Source organism: Micromonospora sp. WMMD964, from assembly GCF_029581455.1.
Lineage (GTDB): Bacteria > Actinomycetota > Actinomycetes > Mycobacteriales > Micromonosporaceae > Micromonospora.
Map to the genome: position 1 here is coordinate 4,945,668 of NZ_CP120860.1, position 22,572 is coordinate 4,968,239.

Annotated in this window: 20 protein-coding genes; 4 read left to right on the forward strand and 16 right to left on the reverse strand. The window is 72.9% G+C overall.

The window, feature by feature from the left end; translation table 11 throughout:
- Positions 1-4: 4 nt before the first annotated feature.
- From O7616_RS22725 to O7616_RS22740, 4 genes are all read right to left on the reverse strand, one after another.
- On the reverse strand, positions 5-3,718 hold the full coding sequence (locus tag O7616_RS22725; protein ID WP_282303837.1) for a S8 family serine peptidase: 3,714 nt from the start codon (positions 3,716-3,718) through the stop codon (positions 5-7).
- A 225-nt stretch (positions 3,719-3,943) separates the two neighbouring features.
- Positions 3,944-4,558 carry a bifunctional 4-hydroxy-2-oxoglutarate aldolase/2-dehydro-3-deoxy-phosphogluconate aldolase gene (locus tag O7616_RS22730; RefSeq protein WP_282303838.1) on the reverse strand — a complete coding sequence of 205 codons (615 nt, stop codon included), beginning with the start codon at positions 4,556-4,558 and terminating at the stop codon, positions 3,944-3,946.
- Between the two features lie 61 nt (positions 4,559-4,619).
- Entirely contained in the window at positions 4,620-5,645 is a 1,026-nt protein-coding gene (locus O7616_RS22735; protein ID WP_282303839.1) for a sugar kinase, read from the reverse strand.
- Positions 5,646-5,729: 84 nt separating this feature from the next.
- Positions 5,730-6,584 carry a S1 family peptidase gene (locus tag O7616_RS22740; protein ID WP_282303840.1) on the reverse strand — a complete coding sequence of 285 codons (855 nt, stop codon included), beginning with the start codon at positions 6,582-6,584 and terminating at the stop codon, positions 5,730-5,732.
- A 172-nt stretch (positions 6,585-6,756) separates the two neighbouring features.
- Here O7616_RS22740 and O7616_RS22745 point away from each other — a divergent pair, with 172 nt between their 5' ends.
- Positions 6,757-7,938: a low temperature requirement protein A gene (locus tag O7616_RS22745; protein ID WP_282303841.1), complete on the forward strand. Its 1,182-nt coding sequence runs from the start codon at positions 6,757-6,759 to the stop codon at positions 7,936-7,938.
- 123 nt (positions 7,939-8,061) lie between these two features.
- Entirely contained in the window at positions 8,062-9,240 is a 1,179-nt protein-coding gene (locus O7616_RS22750) for a low temperature requirement protein A (protein WP_282303842.1), read from the forward strand.
- Positions 9,241-9,243: 3 nt separating this feature from the next.
- Here O7616_RS22750 and O7616_RS22755 read toward each other — a convergent pair whose 3' ends face one another.
- The 12 genes from O7616_RS22755 to O7616_RS22810 form a co-directional block, all read right to left on the reverse strand.
- Entirely contained in the window at positions 9,244-9,816 is a 573-nt protein-coding gene (locus O7616_RS22755) for a nucleosidase (protein WP_282303843.1), read from the reverse strand.
- A 54-nt stretch (positions 9,817-9,870) separates the two neighbouring features.
- Positions 9,871-10,323 carry a GNAT family N-acetyltransferase gene (locus tag O7616_RS22760; RefSeq protein ID WP_282303844.1) on the reverse strand — a complete coding sequence of 151 codons (453 nt, stop codon included), beginning with the start codon at positions 10,321-10,323 and terminating at the stop codon, positions 9,871-9,873.
- A 622-nt stretch (positions 10,324-10,945) separates the two neighbouring features.
- Positions 10,946-11,287: a DinB family protein gene (locus O7616_RS22765; protein ID WP_282303845.1), complete on the reverse strand. Its 342-nt coding sequence runs from the start codon at positions 11,285-11,287 to the stop codon at positions 10,946-10,948.
- Between the two features lie 143 nt (positions 11,288-11,430).
- The gene (locus tag O7616_RS22770; protein WP_282303846.1) at positions 11,431-12,138 is read right to left on the reverse strand and encodes a dihydrofolate reductase family protein; all 708 of its coding nucleotides are present in this window, start codon (positions 12,136-12,138) and stop codon (positions 11,431-11,433) included.
- Positions 12,135-12,818 (reverse strand): GTP cyclohydrolase II, encoded by a 684-nt coding sequence (ribA, locus tag O7616_RS22775; protein WP_282303847.1) that lies wholly within the window; start codon positions 12,816-12,818, stop codon positions 12,135-12,137. Before ribA ends, O7616_RS22770 begins: the two co-directional genes overlap by 4 nt.
- 57 nt (positions 12,819-12,875) lie before the next feature.
- Positions 12,876-13,814 (reverse strand): lysylphosphatidylglycerol synthase transmembrane domain-containing protein, encoded by a 939-nt coding sequence (locus tag O7616_RS22780; protein WP_282303848.1) that lies wholly within the window; start codon positions 13,812-13,814, stop codon positions 12,876-12,878.
- A gap of 66 nt (positions 13,815-13,880) precedes the next feature.
- On the reverse strand, positions 13,881-14,699 hold the full coding sequence (locus O7616_RS22785) for a class I SAM-dependent methyltransferase (protein WP_282303849.1): 819 nt from the start codon (positions 14,697-14,699) through the stop codon (positions 13,881-13,883).
- The gene (locus tag O7616_RS22790; protein ID WP_282307701.1) at positions 14,696-15,775 is read right to left on the reverse strand and encodes a glycosyltransferase family 4 protein; all 1,080 of its coding nucleotides are present in this window, start codon (positions 15,773-15,775) and stop codon (positions 14,696-14,698) included. Before O7616_RS22790 ends, O7616_RS22785 begins: the two co-directional genes overlap by 4 nt.
- Positions 15,775-16,173: a 6-carboxytetrahydropterin synthase gene (locus tag O7616_RS22795; RefSeq protein ID WP_282259053.1), complete on the reverse strand. Its 399-nt coding sequence runs from the start codon at positions 16,171-16,173 to the stop codon at positions 15,775-15,777. The genes O7616_RS22790 and O7616_RS22795 overlap by 1 nt, the downstream gene beginning before the upstream one ends.
- A 2-nt stretch (positions 16,174-16,175) precedes the next feature.
- On the reverse strand, positions 16,176-17,159 hold the full coding sequence (locus tag O7616_RS22800) for an NAD(P)-binding protein (protein ID WP_282307702.1): 984 nt from the start codon (positions 17,157-17,159) through the stop codon (positions 16,176-16,178).
- A gap of 170 nt (positions 17,160-17,329) precedes the next feature.
- Positions 17,330-18,193: an alpha/beta hydrolase gene (locus tag O7616_RS22805; protein WP_282303850.1), complete on the reverse strand. Its 864-nt coding sequence runs from the start codon at positions 18,191-18,193 to the stop codon at positions 17,330-17,332.
- 173 nt (positions 18,194-18,366) lie between these two features.
- Positions 18,367-18,963: an XRE family transcriptional regulator gene (locus O7616_RS22810; protein ID WP_282303851.1), complete on the reverse strand. Its 597-nt coding sequence runs from the start codon at positions 18,961-18,963 to the stop codon at positions 18,367-18,369.
- 74 nt (positions 18,964-19,037) lie between these two features.
- Between O7616_RS22810 and O7616_RS22815 the strand changes: the two genes are divergently transcribed.
- Complete coding sequence (locus O7616_RS22815; protein ID WP_282303852.1) at positions 19,038-20,612, forward strand: FAD-dependent oxidoreductase; 1,575 nt, start codon at positions 19,038-19,040, stop codon at positions 20,610-20,612.
- A gap of 241 nt (positions 20,613-20,853) precedes the next feature.
- Positions 20,854-22,530 carry a hypothetical protein gene (locus O7616_RS22820; protein WP_282303853.1) on the forward strand — a complete coding sequence of 559 codons (1,677 nt, stop codon included), beginning with the start codon at positions 20,854-20,856 and terminating at the stop codon, positions 22,528-22,530.
- Positions 22,531-22,572 lie beyond the last annotated feature (42 nt).

A 22,572-nucleotide genomic window follows, 5' to 3' on the forward strand; every position in this document is an offset into this window, starting at 1 on the left:
GGCGTCAGCGCAGGCCGAACGCCCGCGTGATGCGCTGGCTCACGGTGTTGCCGGCGGCGTCGCGCGCGGTGGTCCGCAGGCTGACGAAGTCGGCCTTCGCCGGTGCGGCCAGGTTGACCCGCCATCCGTCGCCGTGCCGGGTCAGGCGCGGCTTCTGCCAGGTCGCACCGTCGTCGTAGGACACCTCGACGGTGACCGGGCCGACCGTGCCCGCGACGCCGGGCAGGTGGGAGGCGAGCACGGTCAGCGGCGCCCTCCGGGACGCCTTCCCGTCCCGGTCGATGTCCACCTGGTAGTCGAGCTGGATCATCGGCAGCACCTCCGCCGACTCCGCCCCGGTGACCGCCGAGCTGAAGCCCCACTCGGTGCGGGTCTGCCGGGAGTACGGGTTGGTCCAGGCCGCCCGGTCGTTCTCCACCACCAGCCGGTACGGCAGTCGTTGCTCAGCCAGGCCGCCGACCTGCAGGTACTCGGCGTTGCCCCAGTCCAGCTCCTTGTCCCCCTGGTAGAGGGTGGTCCGGTTGACCATGTCGAAGTTGGCGTACGCCTCACCGATGTGGCCGCCCCCGTCACCCCAGCCGGGCGCGGGCAGGTAGACGGTGTCCAGGTACCGCACGGGCGTGTAGCTTCCGCCCATCCGGGGGCGTTGGATCGGCCCGAACCAGGTGACGCTGTTCGGCTTGCCGGCCGAGTACGTCGTCACCGCCGGGAGGTGCTGTCCGGTCTCACCGGCGATGTACGCGTCGTCGACCCACCGCTGGTCGGTGCTCACCCAGTCGGTGCGTCGACCCTGCGCCGCGGTGGCCTCCTGGTTGCTCGACGCCAGGCCCTTCCAGATGTCGGTGCGGAACTCCAACGCCTTGCCCTGCCGGTAGTTGCGGAACTCCACGTCCACCCGGGCCAGCTCCCGCTTCGTCGGCCGGTAGGTGGGGTCGGCCGGCACCGTGCCGGTCCAGTGGTGCACCACGTCGTACAGGTAGGTGGTCTCCGGGTGCGACTCGACGGTCAGCCGCAGCGGGCCGCGCTCCAGTGCGGCGACGAGCTGGTCGCCCTCGTCGGCGGTGAGCGTGGCGACGGTCACCGGGGCCGGGCTCTCCGGGCTCCACGCGAACTCGTCCCACGGCTGGAGCCGACCGACGCCGTCGTTGACCACCAGCAGCAGTTTGGCCCCGGCCGCGGCGGCGGCCTGCGCCTGGGCGGCGATGTCCACGGTGTCGCTGCGGCGGACCACCACCGCCCGGTCGCGGACCGGCCGCTTGGCCAGCCCGGCCGCCGACGCGTCGGCGACGTAGACCGCGTCCAGCTGGCGACGACCGGCCGGCAACGCCGGGGTCGCCCGCTTCACCAGCAGATCGTCGTACGCGCGACCACCGGCCGAGACGGTCAGCGCCGGCTCCTCCAGCCGCCAACGGGCACCGAACTCGAACTCGCCGTCGGTGACCGCACGGCTCGTCGGCAACGCCCACATGCTGTCGTACGAGTCGTCGGGCAGCACCTGGCTCTCGGTGAGGCTGGTCGTGGTGGACCGGTGGATGTCCATCCGCAGCGAGGTGGCGGTGGCGTCCTGCGGCACGACGGCCCGCACCTGCCGGGCGGCCCGCGCGTCGAGGGTGACGGTGCGGTCCCGGTCCAGGTTGACGTCGGTGAAGCTGAGCATCGCCATGCCCTTGGAACGCGGCCCGTTGACACCGCGTACGTCGGCGGAGATCCAGCCGGTCCAGCTCGCCACCGGCAGCCGCAGCGTCGCGGTGCCACTTTCGGGCAGGTCCACGGCGGTGAAGAGGCCCTCGGTGGTGAGGATGACCTTGCCGGCGAGAGGCTTGCCGTCCCGGTCCTTCGCGATCAGCGTCAGGTTCTGCCGCTGGCCCTCCTTGCCCGCGCCGATCAGGGTGCGGCCACGGACGGTTCCGGCGTCGTCGGTGGCGACGATCATGCCACTGACCTGCTTCTCCACCGGGAGCTTGTCGTACGCCGCAGTCACCGTCACGGAGGCGGTGCCACCGGCGGGCACGGTGACCGTGTCGGCGGATAGGGCGAAGAGGCCGGCGGGTGCGGTGGCCGCGTCGACGGTCAGCCTCAGGGCGACCGGTGCGCCGCCGACGTTGGTGTAGGTGACCGTCCGGTCGACGGTCGATCCCGGCTGCTGCGGCCAGCCCTGGAAGCCGGAGTAGGCGCTCGGGGTGGCGAAGACGGTGGCATGCGCGGCGGCGACCGCGTCCACCCGACCGGCACCCGCCTGGTACGGGGTGTACCCGGGGGTGGCCTTGACCGTGCTGACCAGCGCCTCCTTGATGCGCTGACCGGTCCAGTCGGGATGCGCGGCGGCGACCAGCGCGGCCGTGCCCGCCACGTGCGGGGTGGCCATCGACGTGCCGCTCATCAGCGTGTAGTCCCCGGAACCGCCCCGCACCAGATGGGAGCGGGCCGCCAGGATGTCCACACCGGGTGCGGTGATCTCGGGCTTGAGCCCGCCGTCACCGGCACGCGGACCCTGGCTGGAGAAGTCGGCCAGCTGGTCGGTGGCGTCGACGGCGCCCACGGTGAGCGCGGCGTCGGCGGCACCCGGGCTGCCGATGGTGGCCGGGCCGCTGTTGCCGGCGGCGATCACGAAGAGGGCGCCCGTCTCGGCGCTGAGCCGGTCGACCGCCTGGCTCATCGGGTCGCTGCCGTCGGTGGACCCACCGCCCAGGCTCATGCTGACGATGCGGGCCTTCTGCTCGCGGGCCGCCCACTCCATGCCGGCGATGATCCACGAGTCCTGCCCGCTGCCCTCGCTGTTGAGCACCTTGCCGATGTGCAGCCGGGCACCGGGGGCCACGCCCTTCTCGGCACCACCGGACGCGGCGCCGGTGCCGGCGATCGTCGAGGCGACGTGGGTGCCGTGGCCCTTGTAGTCGAGGATGTCGGGCTCCGACGGCACGAAGCTGCTGGACTCGGCGATCTGACCGGCGAGATCCGGATGCTCGGCGTCCGCACCCGAGTCGAGCACCGCCACGTCGACACCGGCCGCGGTGTTGCCCTCGGCCCACAGCTTCGGCGCGCCGATCTGCGCGGTGGACTCGGCCAGGTCGGCGTGCACCCGGCCGTCCAACCACACCTTGGCGATGCCGTTGGCCAGGGCGGGGGCGTCGCCCGCACGGCGGGCGGAGCCGGCCGTCAGCGCGGCCCAGAACCGGCCGGCGGTGGAACGCTCGCGGGTCAGCGCCGCACCCTGCACGCTGTCCAACTGCCGGACCAGTTTGGCACCGTCCACACCGGGTCGGGTGCGGGCCTTGACCGCCGCGTCGGTCATGGTGACGATCAGCGGCAACTGGTCGGTGTGCGCGTCGTCGTACCCGTCGGCGATGAGTTCGGTGACGTTGAACAACTGCCGGTCCAGCACGCCGCTCGTGACGTACGACAGCGCGCTGTCGGGGTAGACGTAGGTGTCGCCGTCGAGCACGGTGCGGTGGAAGCTCGGCGTGCTGCCGTCCGGCCCGCGCACGGTCGAGACGGTGCTGCCGTCCGCCGCCGTGGTGACGGTGACCGTGTCACCGGTGATCAGGGTGACAGTCGACGTGCGTCCCGCGGCGGCGGGAGGAATCCCGGCCGGGCGCTCGGGGCTGGTGGGCGGGGCGGCGGACGCCCCCGCGGCGGGTGGGGTGAACCCGGCCGCCAGGGTGAGGGCGGCGCCGAGGGCGATCAGCCCGGATCGGCGACGCCGGTGAGACAGAGCCAAGATGACCTCTTTGTGTCGAGAAGTGGTACGCAGCACAGCATCGACGCCACGCCCACCTCTCGTCCCCCACCCAACCGCGGCGCGTTTGAGCCATGGCACAAACGTGCCACCCCACCCCCAACCCCGTCGATCATGGAGTGGTGGTGCCCGACGTCAGGTGGAATGCGGCTTTCGCACCCACGACAAGTCCATGATCGACACTGGCTGACCGCGCGCGGGGGTGGGTCAGGGGGTGGGGGGTTTCAGGGCCAGCTCGGCGAGGCGGTCGAGCTGGCTCGGGTCGGACAGGGCCGAGCCGACCGCCACCACCCGTACGCCCGCCTGCAGGAACGGGGCGGCGTTGCCCGCGTCGAGGCCGCCGGTCGCGACGAAGCGCAACTGGGGCAGCGGGCCGGCGAGGGCCTTGAACCAGGCCGGGCCCAGGGTGATCGCGGGGAACGCCTTGAGCCAGGTGAGGCCGTGCCGCAACGCTTGCTGGGCCTCGGTGGGGGTGGCCACACCGGGCAGGTGCGGCAGGCCCCGCGCGGCGGCGGCGTCGGCGATCGTCAGGTCCAGCCCGGGCGCGACGGTGAACGCGGCTCCTGCGTCGGCCGAGGCGGTGACCTGCTCGACGTCGAGCACGGTGCCCGCGCCGACGATGCGGCCCCGCTCGACGCCCGCCTCGACGGCGGCGCGCAGCGCCGGTACCGCGTCGGCGGTGGCGACCGGGACCTCCACCACGTCGATGCCCAGGTCCCAGGCGCGCTCGGCGAGCCGGACGGTCTCGGCGACCGGCAGGCCGCGCAGGATGGCCATCACCCGGGCGCCGCCGAAGATGTGGTCGAAATCCGGTGTGGTCATGATGCACTCCATCCGATCGCGGTAGAACGGTTGCCTGGTGGTCCGGCCGGAACCCGACGACTCAGACCGGCGTCGGCGCGCCGGTCAGGTCGAGCGGCGACCACGCCTCGACGGGGGCGGCGAGCAGATCCTCGAACCAGGCCCACGGCGGGATCGGGGCGTTGTCGCCGCTGCTGGTCAACGCCTGCGCCGCCATCAGGTGGCCGAGGCGCAACCGCCGCACGGGGTCGAGGTCGCGCAGCAACCCGGCCAGGTAGCCGGCGGCGAACGCGTCTCCCGCACCGACCGGCTCGACCACGGTCACCCGGGGCGCGGGTACGAAGACCGGCTCGGCGTCGCGGCGCAACGCGGTGGCGCCCACCGCGCCGTCCTTGACCACCACCGTCTCCGGGGTGGGCAACAACCGGCGTACGGCCGTCGGGTCCGCGGTGCCCCACAGCGTCTGCGCCTCGTCCTGACCGACGAAGACCAGGTCGCACTGGTCGGCGAGGTCACGCAGCACCGGTGCGGCCTGCTCGGCGGACCACAGCCGGGCTCGGTGGTTCACGTCGAAGCTGACCAGTGCGCCCGTCAGCGGGCGGGCGGTCACCGCGTGCTCGACGAGCGCCCGGCAGGAGGCGGAGAGCGCCGGGGTGATCCCGGACAGGTGCAGCACACGGGCACCGGCCAGCCCCGGGTCGGCCAGCGTGCCCGGGTCCATCCGGGAGGCCGCCGACCCGGCCCGGTAGTAGTGCACCGCGGTCCCCTCCGGGCCCGGGTCCTTCAGGTACATGCCGGTGGGGGCGGCGGGGTCCACGACCACCTGGTCCACCCGGACGCCGGCGGCGGCGACGTGCCGGACCACCGCCCGGCCGAAGGGGTCGTCGCCGACGCGGCTCACCCAGGCCACCCGGTGCCCCAGCCGGGCCAGGTAACCGGCCACGTTGGACTCCGCGCCGCCCACCGAGACGGCGACCCGTTCGGCGTGCTCCAACGGCTCACCGGGCGCGGGGCAGAGCACCACCATCGTCTCCCCCACCGCGGCGACCTCGACCGGCGTACGGCCGGCCGGGGTGGTCGAGCGAACCTGTCGGTGGTCGGTCGGCATCGGGCACACGTCCTCGCGGCGGGGTCCTGGGCGTCGCCGAGCCTAGGTGTCGCGCCCGAGACGGGCAACCCGTCGCGTCACCGGTCAGGGCAACGTCAGCCCGTACGCGGCCAGCACCTCGGAGATCGGCTGGTAGAAGGTCGTGCCGCCGGCGGTGCAGTTGCCGCTGCCGCCGGAGAGGATGCCGAGGATCGTGCCGGTGGACGCCACGTAGAGCGGTCCGCCGCTGTCGCCCGGCTCGGCGCAGATGTTGGTGCGGATCAGGCCGTAGATCACGCCGGTGGCGTAGTTGACCGTCTGGTTGAGCCCGGTGACGGTGCCGCAGCGCACCCCGGTGGTGACACCGCTGCGACACACCGCCTGCCCGATGTACGCGTTGCCGGAACCGTAGACGGTCAGCAGGCCGGGATAGGTGTAGACGGCGCTCGGGTGGGCGATCCGACCGGTGTAGCGGATCAGGCCGTAGTCGTTGGTCGGGTAGCTGGTGGCGGTGCGCGCGCCGAGCACCGTGGTCTGGGCGCTGTCGGCGTACCAGGTGGCGGCGGCAGCGGTGCAGTGCCCGGCGGTCACCACGTAGTAGGTGCTGCCGCTGCGCACGTTCGCGCCGAGCGAGCAGCGCGCCCCGCCGCCGTAGATGCCCTGCCCGGCCGCGATCAGGGGGCGCAGCGTTCCCGGCTCGCGGCGCAGCACCGCGCCGGCCCGGTCGGCCGCGGCCCGGAGCGCCGTCAGCTCGGCGGGGGCCACTGTGTCGTCAACGGTGATGGTCATCCGGCCGCTGGCCGGGTCGAACCCCCAGGAGGTGCCCACGGTGCGCACCTGGGCCAGCACGGCCGCCGGGTCGGCGGGGGTGGCCCGGTCGGGCACGGCGGCCTGCGCCGCGCCGGGCGCGACGAGCAGGAGAACGCTCAGGACGAGGGCGGCGAGCGGGGAGCGGCGCATCCGAACCTCCGAATAGATCGGGATTGATGGATGCGGTCAAGCATCGTCCGGCGTCCGACGCCGTGGCAACCTCCGGCTGCCGTCTTCCCCGACCCGCGGGAATCGCCGATCCGGGGACGGCCCGCGTCGGACCCACCGATAATTCCTCGGAAGACACGGCGGGAGGCCAGGCATGACCACCAAAGGGAATGCGGCGCTGGTACGCCGACTGGACGGGTCGACCCGGGCGACACTGCTGGAGTTGCTCTTCGACGTGGTCTTCGTGGCCGCCCTCGCACTGACCTCCAAACTGTTGTCCGAAGAGCTCTCCTGGACCGGCGGCGCCAAGCTGTTGCTGATGCTGACCGCCGTCTGGTGGACCTGGTCGGTCACCACGACCACGACCGAGTTCTACGATCCGCAGCAACGCCCGATCCAGGTCATCCTGATGATCGCCATGGTCGGGTCGGTGGGGATGGCGGCGTCACTGCCGATGGTCACCATCGGGCACCAACTGCTCTTCGTGACCTCCTACGTCGGTACGCACGTGATCCGCTGCGTCATTCTGGTCGCCGCCCTGCACCGGCAGGGACACCGGACAGCCAGGGAGCGGGCCACCCGGTTCCTCTTCTGGTTCACGGTGTCCGGCGTCTTCTGGGTCATCGGCGCGTTGTCGGAGACCCCGAACTGGGGGCTCTGGACGATCGCCATAACGATCGACCTGGTCGCCGGGGCAGCCCGCTACCCCACGCCCCGGCTGGGTCGGGTGCCGCTCGTCCAGTACGGGCGGACCACGGAACACCTGGGCGAGCGGTACCAACAGTTCATCATCCTGGCCCTCGGCGACATCATCCTGTTGCCGACGCTGCAGGTCAGCCGGGGCCATCTCGACCACCTCCGGCTCGGCTCCCTGCTCTGCGCCTTCGCCACCATGCTGCTGCTCTGGCAGATCTACGTCTTCCGCGCCGGCGAACTGTTGGTGGAGGCCGAATCCCAGGGGAGCCGGGCGACGCGACTGGCCCCGTTCACCCACCTGGTCATGCTGGCCGGCGTCGCCGGCACTGCCGCCACCTTCGACCTGGTCGTCACCAGGCCGACCGGAACGACGCCGGTGCCGTGGCTCGTGCTGATCATCACCGGCCCGACGCTGTTCGTGGTCGGCCGCGCCCTCTTCACCCTGGCGGTGTCGTCGGTCGTAGCGTGGCGGCGAATCGCCTGGCAGCTCCTGCCGCTGCTGGTGCTGCCGTGGGCCGGCGGCTGGCCGCCGGTGCTGGTGGCCACGATCGTGGCGCTCGGGTTGGCCGGTCACATCCTGTTTCCCGGGGCGGCCCGGGAGACCACGCCGGGCCTGCGGTGGCGGCAACCCGGCGACTGACCTCCCCAGTCAGCCGACGTGTCCGACCGCCCTCTTACCCGAGCGGCGGGAATCGCCCCGATCCGGGGACGGCCCGCGTCACCGCCGCCGATAATCCTCGGAGACGGCGGCGGGAGGCCGGGCATGACCACCGCAGGAACCGCGGCGCTGGTACGCCGGCCGGACGGGTCGACCCGGGCCACGCTGCTGGAGTTGCTCTTCGACGTGGTCTTCGTGGCCGCCCTCGCACTGACCTCGACGCTGCTCACCGAGAACCTGTCCTGGTCCGGCGGCGCGAAAGTGCTGCTGATGCTGACGGCCATCTGGTGGACCTGGTCGGTCACCTCCACCACCACCGAGTTCTACGATCCGCAGCAACGCCCGATCCAGGTCATCCTGATGATCGCCATGGTCGGGTCGGTGGGGATGGCGGCGTCACTGCCCATGGTCACCGAGGGGCACGCGTTGATCTTCGCGGTCTCGTACGTCGGCACGCACGTGCTCCGCGGCGTCATCCTGATCACGTCGCTGTACCGGCAGCGCCACCGGGCGGCCACCATCCGGGCCAGCCGGTTCCTGTTCTGGTTCGTCACGTCCGGCGTCCTCTGGATCACCGGCGCGGCGGACGGCTACGTGAACTGGACGCTCTGGACCATCGCCATCCTGATCGACCTGCTGTCCGCGGCGGCCCGCTATCCGACGCCCTGGCTGGGTCGGGTGCCCATCGACCAGTACGAACACACGACCGGGCACCTGGGCGAGCGGTACCAGCAGTTCGTCATCCTGGCCCTCGGCGACATCATCCTGGTGCCCACCATGCGGGTCAGCCGTACCGATCTCGACGGCGTCCGGGTCGTCTCGCTGTTCTGCGCGTTCGCCGTCATGCTGCTGCTCTGGCAGGTGTACGTCTTCCGGGCCGGCGAGTTGCTGAAGGCCGGGGCCCGGGGCGGGCGACCGGCCCGGGTGGCCCCGTACACCCATCTGGTGATGTTGGCCGGTGTGGTCGCCACGGCGGCCTCGTTCGACCTGGTCGTCTCCCGGCCGACCGGGACGACGCCGGTCCGGTGGCTCGTGCTGCTCGTGGGCGGCCCGGCGCTGTTCGTGGTCGGCCGCGCGTTGTTCACCCTGCTGGTGTCCACGAGCGTGCCCTGGTGGCGGGTGGCCTGTCTGATCGTGCCGCTGCTGCTGCTGCCCTGGGCCGGTGGCTGGCCGCCGGTGCTGGTCGTCGTGGCCGTCGCGCTGGGGCTGGCGGGGCACGTGCTGATCCCCGGGGCGGTCCGGGAGACCACCCCGTGCGTACGGGTGCGGCGGCCCGGGGATTGAGCCTCAGCCGAGGTGTCGACCGGCCCACTCGGCGAGGTCGCGGGCGCACGCGTCCACCGACTCCCGCCAGGTCCGGGCCGCGCCCTCCCCCGCCTCGTCGCTGACCTGCTTGACCAGTCGACACGGCACACCGGCCTGCGCGGCGGCCCACGCCACCGCGTACCCCTCCATGTCGACCAGGTCGGCGCGCTGCGCCAACCGGTCCCGCGCCGCGTCGTCGTCCACGAACGTGTCACCGGTGGCCAGCACCGCACCCTCGGTGGCCAGCGACAGCGGCGCCCCGTAGGTCTCGCCGGTGAGCGACCGCAGCAACTCGGTGTCCAGGTCGTGCTGGAGCACGGTGGCCACCTCGTGGATGCCGACCCATCCGGGCCGCAACGCCCCCGCCGTGCCCAGGTTGAGCAGCAGGGAGGGGCGCGGCCCGGCGGCCAGCACCGCGGCCACGGCACTGGCGGCGTTCACCTTGCCCATGCCGGTGAGCAGGACCGGCAGGTCGGGCGGCAGGTAGCGGGCCTCCTCACCGACAGCGAGCACCACCAACGGACGATCGGCGCGGACCGTACCCCGAAGATTCACCGGAGCATCGTACGGGCCGGCTCCTCGGCCGCCGACGTCAGCGGTGACCGCCGCTCAGTGGGCGGACCGGGCGGCAACGACCTGACCTCCGCTGGTCTCCCCGGTCGGGCGGAACCCGAGCTTGAGGTAGAACCCCTCCGGGCCGTCCTCCCCCGACTCCCAGGTCGTGTAGACCCGGTCGTGCCCTCGTCGGCGGGCCTCCGCACGGACGGCGTCCACCGCGTAGCGGCCGTAGCCCCGGCCCTGCTGCCCGGCGGCGATGTTGAGCCGCCAGAGGCCCGAGCGTTTGTCGTCCGGTCGGTCCCATTCGATGTCGAAGAAGCCCATCAGGAAGCCGACGATCTCGTCACCCTCGACGATCAGACGTGGCCAGGCGATCTCCGGCTGCGCGTACGCCTCGGCGAGCGACCAGGCGACCGGCGACACGTACCTCTCCTGGTCGGGTCGCACGTTCAGCCGGCACGCGGCTTCCACGTTGTGTTCGGTGATCCTCACCAGTTCGGGCACGCCCGCCACCATATCGAGCGCGATTCGTCAGCAGGCCGTCGAGCAGCGCGCGCAGACCGAACCGGAACCAGGTTTCGAGGTCGGTGTCGGAGCTGGTCCGCCCGGCTGCGGCGAGCCACTGCCGGGTCCGGGTGCGGCCCGTCCGCTCCAGCCGGCTGCGGGTCGCCGACACCCAGGCCGGGTAGGTGGTGTCGTCGGGGCCTCGTGGGATGAGCAGGGCCATTCCCTGGGTGTAGCCGCTGAACGCCAGGTAGGCGCGGAACGCCCCGGCGGGGTCGTATCCTGCGCTGCTGAACGCCGCCCGCCCCTGGCCGGACCTCTACCACGGCGCCAACTACCCCACGGTTGCAACAGGTCAAGGCCCGCTGGGACCCCCGCGACGTCTTCCACCACGACCTGTCGGTACGACCACCCGGCCGATGAACGGCGCGGCACCGCCGTGACGGCCGCTGCGGCAATCCGTATCCAGCGTGCGTTCGGCCGGCCGGCCAGGTCGACCTACCGAGCAGCGATATACCTCAGAGTCATATACATACCTCTGAGGTATATCGGTCATGACCGCACCCGCCCCGGGAGCGAACGACCCGAACACCATCACGCGACGAAAAGCCACCCGCGCCCATCAGAGCCTCCGGGGCATCTGGTGATCAGAGATGGGCTGTGCAGCGCGCATCAGCCGGAGCTGGCCGATCTCCGCGACGTTCTTCATCAACTCGGCGTTGACCCAGCCGATCGTGTGCATGACAGTGTGGTCGGTGTCGTTCTGCCATGGGAACGTGGCGACGCTGTCGAGGTCTGCCTCGGTGAGACTGTCGAGAACACCCGACCACTCGGTACGCGTCCCCCGCAGCCACACGACGGTCGGCTCCCCCACGCCCGGCCATGCGACATCGAGGTGGTATTCGAGCAGCGACCAGGTCAGGTCGAACTGCCAGCGCAGGAGGGCAAGGGACGGTACGGACATCCGGGAATCCTGCCGGACACCGGCGTCGCCGTCGACAGGATAATCGCGCCGAGCGTGATGCCGGTGTGGCATCAGGATGCCGCTGTGGCATCACGGTCGCGGCGAATACCGCTACGAGAGCCGGCGCGACCCAGCGCGAACGATCAGGCGGCGGGGCAGCGGTCGGAGAGGGCGTAGCGGAGCAGGACCACGTCGCCGATCTGACGGGCTTCGGCGAGCCGGGCACGACGGCCGGGGTGCCAGGGGAAGCGACCGTCGCCGACGAACCGGGGCGCCCGCCCGTCGCCGACGAAGAACGGGGCGACCACCAGGTGCAGTTCGTCGGCGAGACCGGCGGCGAGGAACTGGGCGTGCACCGTCCCGCCGCCCTCCACCATCAGCCGCCGTACGCCCCGTGCGGCCAGGTCGGTCAGCATCCACCCGGGGTCGACCGGGTCTCCCGCGTCGATCACGGTGGCCAGGCGGCCGAGGCGCTCCCGGGCCTTCTCCAACGCGCCCGTGGCGCAGTAGACGAGTCGGGCCGACTCACCGGCGGTGAAGAAGCGGGCGGTCGGGTCCAGGTCACCCTGGGCGGTCACCGTGACCTTGGCGGGCGACGCGGGTCGGCCGTCCGCCACCCGTTCGGCGCGCCGGTCCGCCGAGCGCACCAGCAGCCGAGGGTCGTCGCGGCGGACCGTGCCGGCGCCGACCAGGATCGCGTCGCAGCTGGCCCGGACCGCGTCGACCCGGTCCAGGTCGTCCTCGTTGGAGAGCAACAGCCGTTGGTCGGAGGCGTCGTCGATGTACCCGTCGATCGACGCGGCGCAACTGAGCAGCACGTACGGCCGCGTGGACTCCGACCGGCCGCTCATCGGGAGACGGGCCGGTCGGCGGTGCGAGTCGTCCGCGCTTCCGCCGCCTCGGTCTCCGCCGCCTTGGCCGCCTTCGCGGCCAGGTAGCCGGCATTGGCCGGAGAGAGGAACACGCTGGTGGGCACCCGTTCGGTGACGTCCACGCCCAGTAGCGTCAACTGCTCGGCCTTGTCGGGATTGCTGCTGAGCAGTCGGATCCGCGGCACGCCCAGCGTGGCCAGCATCTGCGCGGCGACCGTGTAGTCCCGCTCGTCCTCACCGCGCCCCAGCGCGACGTTGGCCTGGTAGGTGTCGAGACCGGCGTCCTGCAACGCGTACGCGTCGAGTTTGGCGTACAGGCCGATGCCCCGACCCTCCTGCCGCAGGTAGAGCAGGAAACCGCCGGTCTCCGCGATGCGCTGCACCGCCTCGTGCAACTGCGGCCCACAGTCGCAGCGTTGGCTGCCGAACACGTCGCCGGTCAGGCACTCACTGTGCGGGCGGACCAGCGGGGGGTCTCCCCCGGCGGCGAGCCGGTCCAGTGCGCCCGCCCAGTCGCCCAGGCCGAAGGCCAGGTGTTCCCGACCGTCCACCAGGCCCTTGAACGTGAACACCCGGACGGTCGTGGCGTAGCCGTTGGGGAACGTCAACGGCACCGTGACCTGCGTACGGATCGTGGCGACCGGCAATGCTTCGGGCATGGGACTCCTCTGTCCGGCGTCACCGACACACGGCGACGCGTACGTCTCACCACCCACTCAACACCCGCCGACGGAGGCGGCTTCCCGGGCGGGGGCCGGGGTCCGGGTCTTCCGGGCGAGCAGCACGGCGGCTCCGGGCAGGCTGGCGACCAACACGAGTGCCCCGTAGACAGTGGCGGTCGCGACACCCTCGGCCGCGCTGAGCCCGGCCGCGCCGAACACCCACGCCGCCACCCCCTCGCGTGGCCCGAAGCCGGCGACGTTCAGCGGCAGGCCCATGGCGAGCAGGGCCAGCAGCGTCAACGGCAGCAGCCGCGACAGTGGGGCGTCCGACCCGGCGGTCCGTGCCGCCACCAGGAAGGTGGCCAGGTGACCGGCGACCATCACCGCGGAGGCGATCAGCACGCCGAGCCAGGTGCGCCGGGCCAGCAGGCCGGAGCGTACGTCCGCGACGGCGGTGCGCAGCGCCCGCGCCCAGCGGGAGGGGCCGGCGTTCGGCACGGCCCGGGCCACCAGCACGGCGACCAGCCCGCCTCCGAGAAGCAACGCGGCGGCGAGCGGCAGGTATGGCCGCACCGGCGACGGGAAGGCCGCGAGCACCACCAGCGCGACGCCGACCAGGACCACCTGCCCGGCGGTACGTTCCCAGACCACCGCGCGGATGCCCCGGCTCACGTCACCGGCGTCACGGCCGTGGCGGACCGCCCGGTGCACGTCGCCGAGCATCCCGCCCGGCAGGGTGGCGTTGAGGAACACCGCCCGGTAGCAGTGCGCCACCGCGGTCGCCAACGGCAGCCGTACGCCGAGGCCGCCGGCGACCAGGCTCCACCGCCAGGCCGCGCAGACCGTGGTGAGCACCCCGATGGCCAGCGCCGCGCCCAACGCGGGCGCGTCGATCAGCCGCACCCCGGCGAGGAACGGGCCGCTGCCCACCTGCCACAACAGGACGGCGAGCAGACCCACCCCACCGACCACTCGTGCCCAGGCCCAGAACATCGGCGTCGGCCCTCCCCTTGAAGATCGTCCACTTGCCCTAGTCCACGTACCCCGGGCGTGAACGGTTCATCCACCGGCGAGGAGGTCACTGTGCTCGACCAGCACGGTGAGCTGTCCGGCCGCCGCCTCGTCCAGCCGACGACGGGCGTACGCCCGCGCCGGACCGGCCAGGTCGGGGCGCTGCTCGCACGCCGCGCCCAGCCAACCCCGCAGCCACTCGGCGGCGAGGTCGGCCTGCTCCGGGCCGAGCCGCCACGGGCTGGGCCGCTCCCGTACGTCGACACCGTGCCGGGCGAACGCGGCGGCGGTGGCGGCGACCGCATCCGGCCCGAGCAGTCGGCGACCGTCGACGGAGCGCCGCTGGTGCTCGTTGAACGCGGCCTCGACCACCTCGTCCAGCGGGTCGGCCGGGGTGAGCCGGACCCGCCCGGTCACCGAGACGGCGAAGAGGGTGGGGCGGCCGAGACAGGCGGCCACCACCCGATCGACCTCCTCGGCGGTGAGCATGTCCAGCAGCGCCGACGCGGTGACCAGGGAGGCGTCGGCCAGGTCGGCGGCGTCGAGCCGGGTGAGGTCACCGCAGCGGGTGCTGACGGTCACCGGGGCGCCGTCGGCCGCCACCACCCCGGTCATGCCCTCGGCGACCCGGGCCAGCAGATCCGCGTCCCGGTCGTGCAGCACCCAGTGCTGCGGGCCGGGTAGGCGCGCGGCCACCCAACGGCTCATCGAGCCGGTGCCGCTTCCCAGGTCATGGATGACGGTCGGGGTCGCGCCGGCCAGCCCGGGGCGGACGGCGTCCAGCAGGTCCTCGGCACGCGCCGCCGCGTCGGCCGGCTCGCGCAGGCGTAGCCAGTCGGCGAACGACAGGGTCTCCTCGACGGTCATCCCGCCACCTCCTTCAGCGCGGCGGCCAGCAGCGCGGTCGTCACCGGCCAGTCGGTCAGGGTGTCGCGGCGGGCCAGGGCGGCCCGCCGCAACCGGGCCCGCAACGCGTCGTCGGTCAGCCAACGGACCAGCGCCCCGGCCAGCGCGGCCGGGTCGTGCGGCGCGACCAGCAGGCCCGGACGGTCCCCGTCGGGCGCGTACCCGAGCGCCTCCGGGAGCCCACCGACCTCGGTGGTCAGCACCGGCAGGCCACGGGCCAGCGCCTCGGTGACGACCATGCCGAACGTCTCGCCCCGGGACGGGAGCACCAGCAGGTCGGCGTCGGCGTACGCGGCGTCCAGCGCCGCACCGGTCAGCGGACCCGCGAATCGCACCCGCTCGGTGAGACCCGCGCCGGTGAGCCGCTCGCGCAGCCGTCGCACGAGATCCGGCTCCCGGTCCAGGGTGCCCGCGCACACCATCGTCCAGGGCAGCCCGACCATCGTGGACAACGCGTCGACGAGTACGTCGTACCCCTTGTGGTGGGTGACCGCCGCGACGCAGAGCAACCGTCCGCCGGCGGCCGAGCCGGGTGCCGGCGGCGCCGGTCGCACCCCGGGCGGCGCGGCCCGGACCCGGTCGGCGAGCGCTCGGTGGCGGGCCACCAGGTGGCGGCGGGTCCACTCGCTGGTGGTCACGACGGCCCGCGCGGTCGCCAGCGCGCGGGCCTCGGCCTCGTCGTCGAACGGCAGGTGGACGAGGACGACCAGACGCAGCCGCCGGGCGTGCGGGGCGAGCAGGTCGGGCACGGTCGAGGCGATCAGGCCGTCGAGCAGCACCACGGCGTCGTCGGGCAGGGCGGCGAGGACCGCGGCCAGCCTCGCCCGGTCGACCGGGTCGGGGTCCGGCCACGCACCGGGCACCGGGTGCTCGCGCACCGACCAGCCGTGCTCGCCGAGCCCGGAACAGATCCGCCGGTCGTACGTGTTGCCACCGCTCGGGGTGGCCGGGTCGTCGATGTCGCCGGGCAGGACGACGTGAACCGGGCGGCCGGTCGTGTCCGACCCGTCGGCGGGCGCCGCCCGCCCGGCATCGATCACAGCGACCGCTCGTAGCCGGCCCAGGCGATGTGCGACTCGTGCAGGGTGACGGCGATGCCGGTCAGGTCCCGCGCCCCGGCGCCCAGGTCGCCCGCGTGCACCCGCTCGGCCAGCCGGTCCGCGATCGTGCGGGCCAGCACCTCGGTGGTGGTGTTCACCCCGGCGAAGGCCGGCTCGTCGTCCAGGTTGCGGTAGGTCAGGTCGGCCAGCACCGCCCGCAACTGCTCGGTGGCCAGGCCGATGTCGACCACGATCCCGTCGGCGTCCAGGTCGGGCCGCCGGAACGTCGCGTCCACGACGAACGTCGCCCCGTGCAGACGTTGCGCCGGACCGAACACCTCGCCTCGGAAACTGTGGGCGATCATGATGTGATCCCGAACGGTCACGCTGAACACGGTCACTCCCCGTCGTCGTAGGTGATGAGGTGGCAGAGCGCGGGCAGGTCGCCGCTGCTCAGTCGGGCAAGCACGTCGGGCAGCTCCGCGAACCGGGACGCGCCGGTGATCAGGGCGTCGAAGGCCGGGTCGTCGAGCAGGTCCAGGGCGAGCGCCAGCCGGTCGGTGTAGCTGCGCCGCCCCCGGCGGGCGGGCGCGACCATGCCGACCTGACTGCTGCGCACGGTCAGCCGCCCGGAGTGGAACGCTCCACCCAGCGACACCTGCACCGGGCGGTCGCCGTACCAGCTCAGCTCGACGACGGTGCCCTCCGACGCGAGCAGGTCCAGCGACAGTTGCAGTCCGTCGCCGGTGGCGCTGGCGTGCACGACGAGGTCCCGGTCGCCGGTCGCGTCGGCCGGTTGGGCGAACTCGACGCCGAGCGCGCCGGCCACCCCGGCCCTCCGGGCGTCGGTGTCGACCAACTCGACCCGCACGCCGGGGAACCGGGCGAGCAGCGCGGCGACACAGCAGCCCACCATGCCCGCGCCCACGACGGTGACGCGGTCGCCGATCAGCGGTGCGGCGTCCCACAGCGCGTTGACGGCGGTCTCCACGGTGCCGGCGAGCACCGCCCGGGCCGGAGGCACCCCGTCCGGCACGGGCACCACGGCGGTGGCCGGCACGACGTACGCGCTCTGGTGCGGGTGCAGGCAGAACACCGTCCGCCCGAGCAGGTCCGCAGGGCCCCGCTCGACCACACCGACGCTGAGGTAGCCGTACTTCACCGGGCCGGGGAAGTCACCGTCCTGAAAGGGGGCGCGCATCGCGGCGTACTGGTCGGGGGGCACCCGGCCGGCGAAGACGAGCGTCTCGGTGCCCCGGCTGACGCCGGAGTAGCGGGCTCGGACCAGCACCTCGTCGGGCCCGGGTGCGGGCAGCGTCACCGGACGGATCTCGGCCGCACCGGGCTCGCGCACCCAGCAGGCGTACGCCTCGCTGCTCACGTCGCGCACCTCACCTCCTGCTCCGGGCCGAACCTGACGGTGCAGCCGCCGTGCCCCGGTCGGGGTCGTCGATCATAAACACGGCGCTACGGTGTGCACGGTTCGAAGCCGCCTCCGGTGATCTCCGGACAAGAAGGGCGTAGGTCCGCGTATGCGGCTACCGGGTCACCCTAGTGACGCGGCAGCACCCCGGCCTGAGGGGCGAGGGTTCGGATGAAGAACGCCAGGGTGTCGCGGACCAGCGGCTCCAGCGGCACTCCGCCGAAGCAGTGATCGGCCCCCCGCACCACCGACAACTCGACCTCGGCACCGGCCGCCGTCAGTGCCGCGGCGAGCTCCTCGCTCTGCCCTACCGGTACGACCAGGTCCTGGTCACCATGGATCAGCAGCATGGGTGGGGCCTGGTCGGTGACGTAGGTGATCGGACTGGCCGCCCGGCCCACTTCCGGGTTGTCGGCCAACGGGGCGCCGATCAGAAGAGACTCGGGCGAGTCGGCCGCGTCATGGTCGATCGTGCCGGACGGGTGCGCCTGCGACTGCATGGTCAGCAGGTTCGACGGCGCGTACCAGCAGACTGCCGCCCGGACGCCGCTGTGGTCATGGTCGTCTCCGGTCAGCGCGACCATCGAGGCCAGGTGCCCACCGGCCGACTCGCCCCACACTCCGATCCGCTCGCGGTCCACGCCCACCGTGTCGCCCTGTCGGCGCAACCACCGCACCGCCGCCCTGACGTCGTCGAGTTGGGCGGGAAAAGGCGCCTCGCCGCTCAGCCGATACTGCGCGGAGGCCACGGCGAACCCGGCCCGGATGGCGGCGGTGAACGGATCCACCTCCATGAGCCAGGCCGCCGGGTGCTTGGGCGAGCCGAACAACCATGCTCCGCCGTGGATCCAGACCAGGACCGGGACCGGCCCCGTGGCGTCGGCCGGCACGACGATGTCCAACGTGACCGGGCGGAAGCCCGGGACCTCGTTGACGACGATGTCACGGTGCTCGATCCGGTCGGGCCAACGCCGGGATGCCGCATCGGTCATCGGACCATCCTCGCACCAGTCGGTTCGAGTCCGGTGGCGGCGAGCCGGGCACGCGTTCTTTCACATGGTGCCGTCCCGCCACCCGGTGAGGGCTTCCGTTGATCGACACGAGATCGTGGAAGTCGGGGTGTCGACGTGGCCCGGATACCCCGACATCGGTGAACCTGAGTTGATCAAAGATTCTCGTCGGGCGCGGCGGGGCGGGCGCGGACGTGCAGCCGCTCCCCCTGTGGCCCGAAGAGGATCAGTGCCTCCGCGGTGCCGGGGCCGGGGTTGAGGACGCGGTGCGGGACCCGGGTGTCGAACTCCGCCACCTCGCCGGATGTCAGGATCAGGTCGTTCTCGCCGAGCAGCAGACGCAGCCGGCCGGAGAGCACGTAGAGCCACTCGTACCCCTCGTGGGTCTGCTGGCTCCGGTCGCCGCTGGGTGCCTCCGGCGGGAAGATCAGCTTGAACGCCTGCAGACCCCCCGGCCGGCGGGTCAGCGGCAGGTACGTGATGCCGTGCCTGACGATCGGTTTGGGGCGTACCCGAGGGTCTCCGGTGTCCGGTGCGTCGACCAGCTCGTCGAGCGCCACCTGGTACGCGCGGGCCAGCGGGAGCAGCAGCTCCAGGGTGGGCCGGCGGCTGCCGGATTCCAGCCGGGACAGGGTGCTCACCGAGATGCCGGTGAGGTCGCCGAGCTGGGTCAGCGTGATCCCGCGTCGGGTGCGCAGGGCCCGCAGCCGGGGGCCGACCCCGGCCAGCGCGACGGCGTCGTCTTTTGCCATAACGGCAAGGATAGTTGCCACCCGGCTGGTGGCGACGGATGGTGGTCCCAGACGACAAGCAAGAGGAGAGGCCAGTGGACGAGACATACGACGTGGTGGTGGTGGGCGGCGGCGCCGCGGGGCTCAGCGGTGCCCTGGCGCTGAGCCGGGCCCGACGGTCGGTGCTGGTGGTCGACTCCGGTGAGCCGCGCAACGCGCCCGCCGACCGGATTCACAACTACCTGGGCCGGGAGGGGACGCCGCCGGGCGAGTTGCTCGCGACCGGGCGGGCCGAGGTGGCCGGGTACGGCGGGCAGTTCCGCACCGGGCGGGTGGAGGCCGCGACCCGGGACGACGACGGGTTCCGGCTGACCCTCGACGGCGGGGATTCGGTGCGGGCCCGGCGGTTGCTGGTGACCACCGGCCTGACCGACGAACTGCCCGACGTGCCCGGCCTGGCGCAGCGGTGGGGGCGTGACGTGCTGCACTGCCCGTACTGCCACGGTTGGGAGGTCCGGGACCGGCGCATCGGCGTCCTGGCGACCGGGCCGCTGGCCGTGCACCAGGCGGAGATGTGGCGACAGTGGAGCCCCGACGTGCTGCTCCTGCTGCACGACTCCCCCGCACCGGACGCGGAGGTCGCCGAGCGGCTCGCCGCCCGGGGCATCGCGGTGGTGCCGGGTCCGGTCGCCGAGGTGAAGGTGACCGACGACGCGTTGACCGGCGTACGGCTCGCCGACGGCCGGGTGGTGGCGCTCGACGCCGTTGTGGTGGCGACGCGGCTGACCCCTCGCGCCGGGCTGCTGGTGGGGCTGGGTCTGGCCCCGGAGGAGGTGACGATGGGCGAGCACGTGATCGGTGCCCAGATCCCGTCCGACGCCACCGGCGCGACGAGCGTCCCGGGCGTCTGGGTGGCGGGCAACGTGGCCGACCTGCGCGCTCAGGTGATCACGTCCGCCGCGGCCGGTCTCAACGCCGGAGCCGCGATCAACGCGGATCTGATCGCCGAGGACACCCGTGTCGCGGTCGCCGCGTACCGGGAGTTGGTGGCCACCGCGTTCGAGGAGCCGGCGTGGGAGGAGCGCTACCAGTCCCGACCGGCGGTGTGGAGTGGTCGACCGAACCCACAGTTGGTCGCCGAGGTCGCGGACCTGCCGCCGGGGCGTGCGCTGGACGTGGGCAGCGGGGAGGGCGCCGACGCGGTGTGGCTGGCGGAGCGCGGCTGGCAGGTCACTGCGGTGGACATCTCCGCCACCGCGCTGACCCGGGCCGCCGCCAACGCCGACACCGTGGGCGTCGGCGACCGGATCGAGTTCACGCACGCCGACCTGCGCGACAAGCCGCCGGCCGAGGAGGCGTACGACCTGGTGTCCGCGCAGTTCATGCACCTGCCACCGGTGCAGCGGCAGGAGCTGTTCGCCCGGTTGGCGGCGGCGGTGGCTCCCGGCGGTGTTCTGCTGATCGTCGGGCACCACCCGTCGGATCTGTGGACGACGGTCCGGCGGATGCACATGCCGGACATGATGTACACGGCGGAGGACGTGGCAGCCGACCTGGACCGGTCGCGCTGGGAGGTGCTGACGGCCGAGGCGCGCCCGCGCCCGGCCACCGACCCGGACGGCAACGAGGTCATCCTCCACGACGCGGTCCTCCTCGCTCGCCGCCGCTAGCGGGCGACCTGCGTCGATCATGGAGTCGTGCCGGGTGGCAAAGGTGGTGAATCCCCAGCTTTCCGGCACCACAAGTCCATGATCGACGCAGGAGCGAGCGGGCTGCGGGGCGACAACGTGAGAGGTGGTGGGGCGGGACTTCGCATCAGCTCGGCTCGGCGGTAGCGTTGCGCCACACTGACGGCCCACGGGGCAGGCGACCACCGACCCTGACGCCCCCGAATCGTACGGAGGATGGTGCATGTCCATCGGCGCTGAGCCGCGCGCAGGACGCGACGATGCGGCCTCGCGGCCGACCTTCGAGCTCGCCCTGCGCGGCTACGACAAACGCCAGGTGGACCGACACCTGGAGCAGCTCGACGGCCAGATCGCGATGCTCAGTGGGGAGCACGGGCGCTCCGCCGTCCGGGTCCGTGAGTTGACCGCCGAGGTGCAGCGCCTGCGGACCGAACTAGCCGACCTTCAGGAGAAACCGGTGCAGGTGGACCGCGCGACGATCCACGACCTGGGCCCGATGGTCGCCGAGATCATGGCTCTCGCCGACAAGCAGGCCACCATGATCACCGAGTCGGCCACCGACCGCGCGAACGAGCTGCGCAGCGAGGCGGAGCAGATCCTCGCCGACACCCGGGAACGCGCCGCGCAGGCACGTCAGGATCTGACCGAGGAGTTGGCGACCCGCCGCGCCGAGCAGGAGCAGGCGCACGAGGAGCGGCGCGCCCTGGCCGAGGCCGAGCTGACGGCGATCCGCGAGCACGCGGAGCAGTTGCGCGCCGACGGTGAGGCGGCACACGAACGCGCCCAGCACGAGGCGAAGCGGATCACCGAACAGAGTGCGCAGCAGCTCAACCAGACCCGGGTGGCCGCCGACGCGCTGATGAAGTCGGCCCGTACGCAGATCCAGCAGGAACTCCAGTCGGCCCGCGCGAAGAACCAGCAGGAGATGGCCCAGTGGCAGGCCAGCGTGGAGCGGGAGGTCAACGAACGGCGGGCCGCCGCCGAGCGGGACATCGCCGAACAGCAGGCCGCTGCCGAGCGGGAGCTCGCCGAGCAGAGCAGCGCGACGGAGCAGCAGATCGCCGCCCTGCTGGCCGAGGCGCAGCAGCACGTGACCGAGCTGCGTAACCGCGCCGACGAGCAGGCGGCCATCCACCAGGAGAAGCTCACCGCGCTTCAGCAGGAGATCGAGGAGCGCCAGCAGGAGGCCACCGAGCTGAACGCCGAGCTGGACACCGCCCGTCAGCAGCTCGCCGAGATCCGCCAGGAGGGCGAGACGCTGGAGGACGAGCTGTCGCGGATGCAGCAGCGGCTCGGCGAGGTCCGCCGGGACCTCACCGCCGAGAGTGCCCGGTTGGAGGAGGCCCGACGGGCCGGGGACTCCGCCGAGCGACACGCCAAGGAGGTCCGTGCCCGGGTGCAACGGGAGGCGAAGCGGGTGGCCGACCTCGCCGCCGCCGCGGTCATGGCCGCGGCCGCCGGCGGGACGGAGACCGCCGAGTACCCGATGGTTGGTCCCCGTTCCGACACCGACCGGCCCACTGCCGAGCGGGCGGGGGTCGAGCGGCTCACCGTCGACCGCACCGGAGTGCCACCGGTCCTCGCGGAGCGGCCCGCCGACGAGGACGCGGGCACTGACCCGGCTCCGGCCGACCAGTCCCCCGACCAGGCACCGGCGTACTCGGTCCACCAGGTCGCGGACCACTCACCCGACGAGGTCGCGGCCGAGCCCGCCGAGCGGACCGGCGACCCTGTCGATGCGCCGGATTCGACCGACGAACCGGCCGCCGAGCGTCCGGCGACCCAGGAGGTACGCCCCGAGCCGACCTTCCCCCGGCACATCGGCACGGACGCGCCGACGCCCGTACCGTTCCTCGCCTTCGGCCAGCCGGTCAGCGAGAACGGCTCCGCCCGCCACTGACCTGCGCAGCGGTTGGATCCGCCCCCGGACACCCCGGTGACC

What these genes read in the sequence shown, in the direction of transcription:
- O7616_RS22730 (WP_282303838.1), bottom strand. Translation starts at nt 4,558, where the DNA reads ATGACCACACCGGATTTCGACCACATCTTCGGCGGCGCCCGGGTGATG.
- O7616_RS22735 (WP_282303839.1), bottom strand. Translation starts at nt 5,645, where the DNA reads ATGCCGACCGACCACCGACAGGTTCGCTCGACCACCCCGGCCGGCCGT.
- O7616_RS22740 (WP_282303840.1), bottom strand. Translation starts at nt 6,584, where the DNA reads ATGCGCCGCTCCCCGCTCGCCGCCCTCGTCCTGAGCGTTCTCCTGCTC.
- O7616_RS22745 (WP_282303841.1), top strand. Translation starts at nt 6,757, where the DNA reads ATGACCACCAAAGGGAATGCGGCGCTGGTACGCCGACTGGACGGGTCG.
- O7616_RS22750 (WP_282303842.1), top strand. Translation starts at nt 8,062, where the DNA reads ATGACCACCGCAGGAACCGCGGCGCTGGTACGCCGGCCGGACGGGTCG.
- O7616_RS22765 (WP_282303845.1), bottom strand. Translation starts at nt 11,287, where the DNA reads ATGTCCGTACCGTCCCTTGCCCTCCTGCGCTGGCAGTTCGACCTGACC.
- O7616_RS22770 (WP_282303846.1), bottom strand. Translation starts at nt 12,138, where the DNA reads ATGAGCGGCCGGTCGGAGTCCACGCGGCCGTACGTGCTGCTCAGTTGC.
- ribA (WP_282303847.1), bottom strand. Translation starts at nt 12,818, where the DNA reads ATGCCCGAAGCATTGCCGGTCGCCACGATCCGTACGCAGGTCACGGTG.
- O7616_RS22780 (WP_282303848.1), bottom strand. Translation starts at nt 13,814, where the DNA reads ATGTTCTGGGCCTGGGCACGAGTGGTCGGTGGGGTGGGTCTGCTCGCC.
- O7616_RS22785 (WP_282303849.1), bottom strand. Translation starts at nt 14,699, where the DNA reads ATGACCGTCGAGGAGACCCTGTCGTTCGCCGACTGGCTACGCCTGCGC.
- O7616_RS22805 (WP_282303850.1), bottom strand. Translation starts at nt 18,193, where the DNA reads ATGACCGATGCGGCATCCCGGCGTTGGCCCGACCGGATCGAGCACCGT.
- O7616_RS22810 (WP_282303851.1), bottom strand. Translation starts at nt 18,963, where the DNA reads ATGGCAAAAGACGACGCCGTCGCGCTGGCCGGGGTCGGCCCCCGGCTG.
- O7616_RS22820 (WP_282303853.1), top strand. Translation starts at nt 20,854, where the DNA reads ATGTCCATCGGCGCTGAGCCGCGCGCAGGACGCGACGATGCGGCCTCG.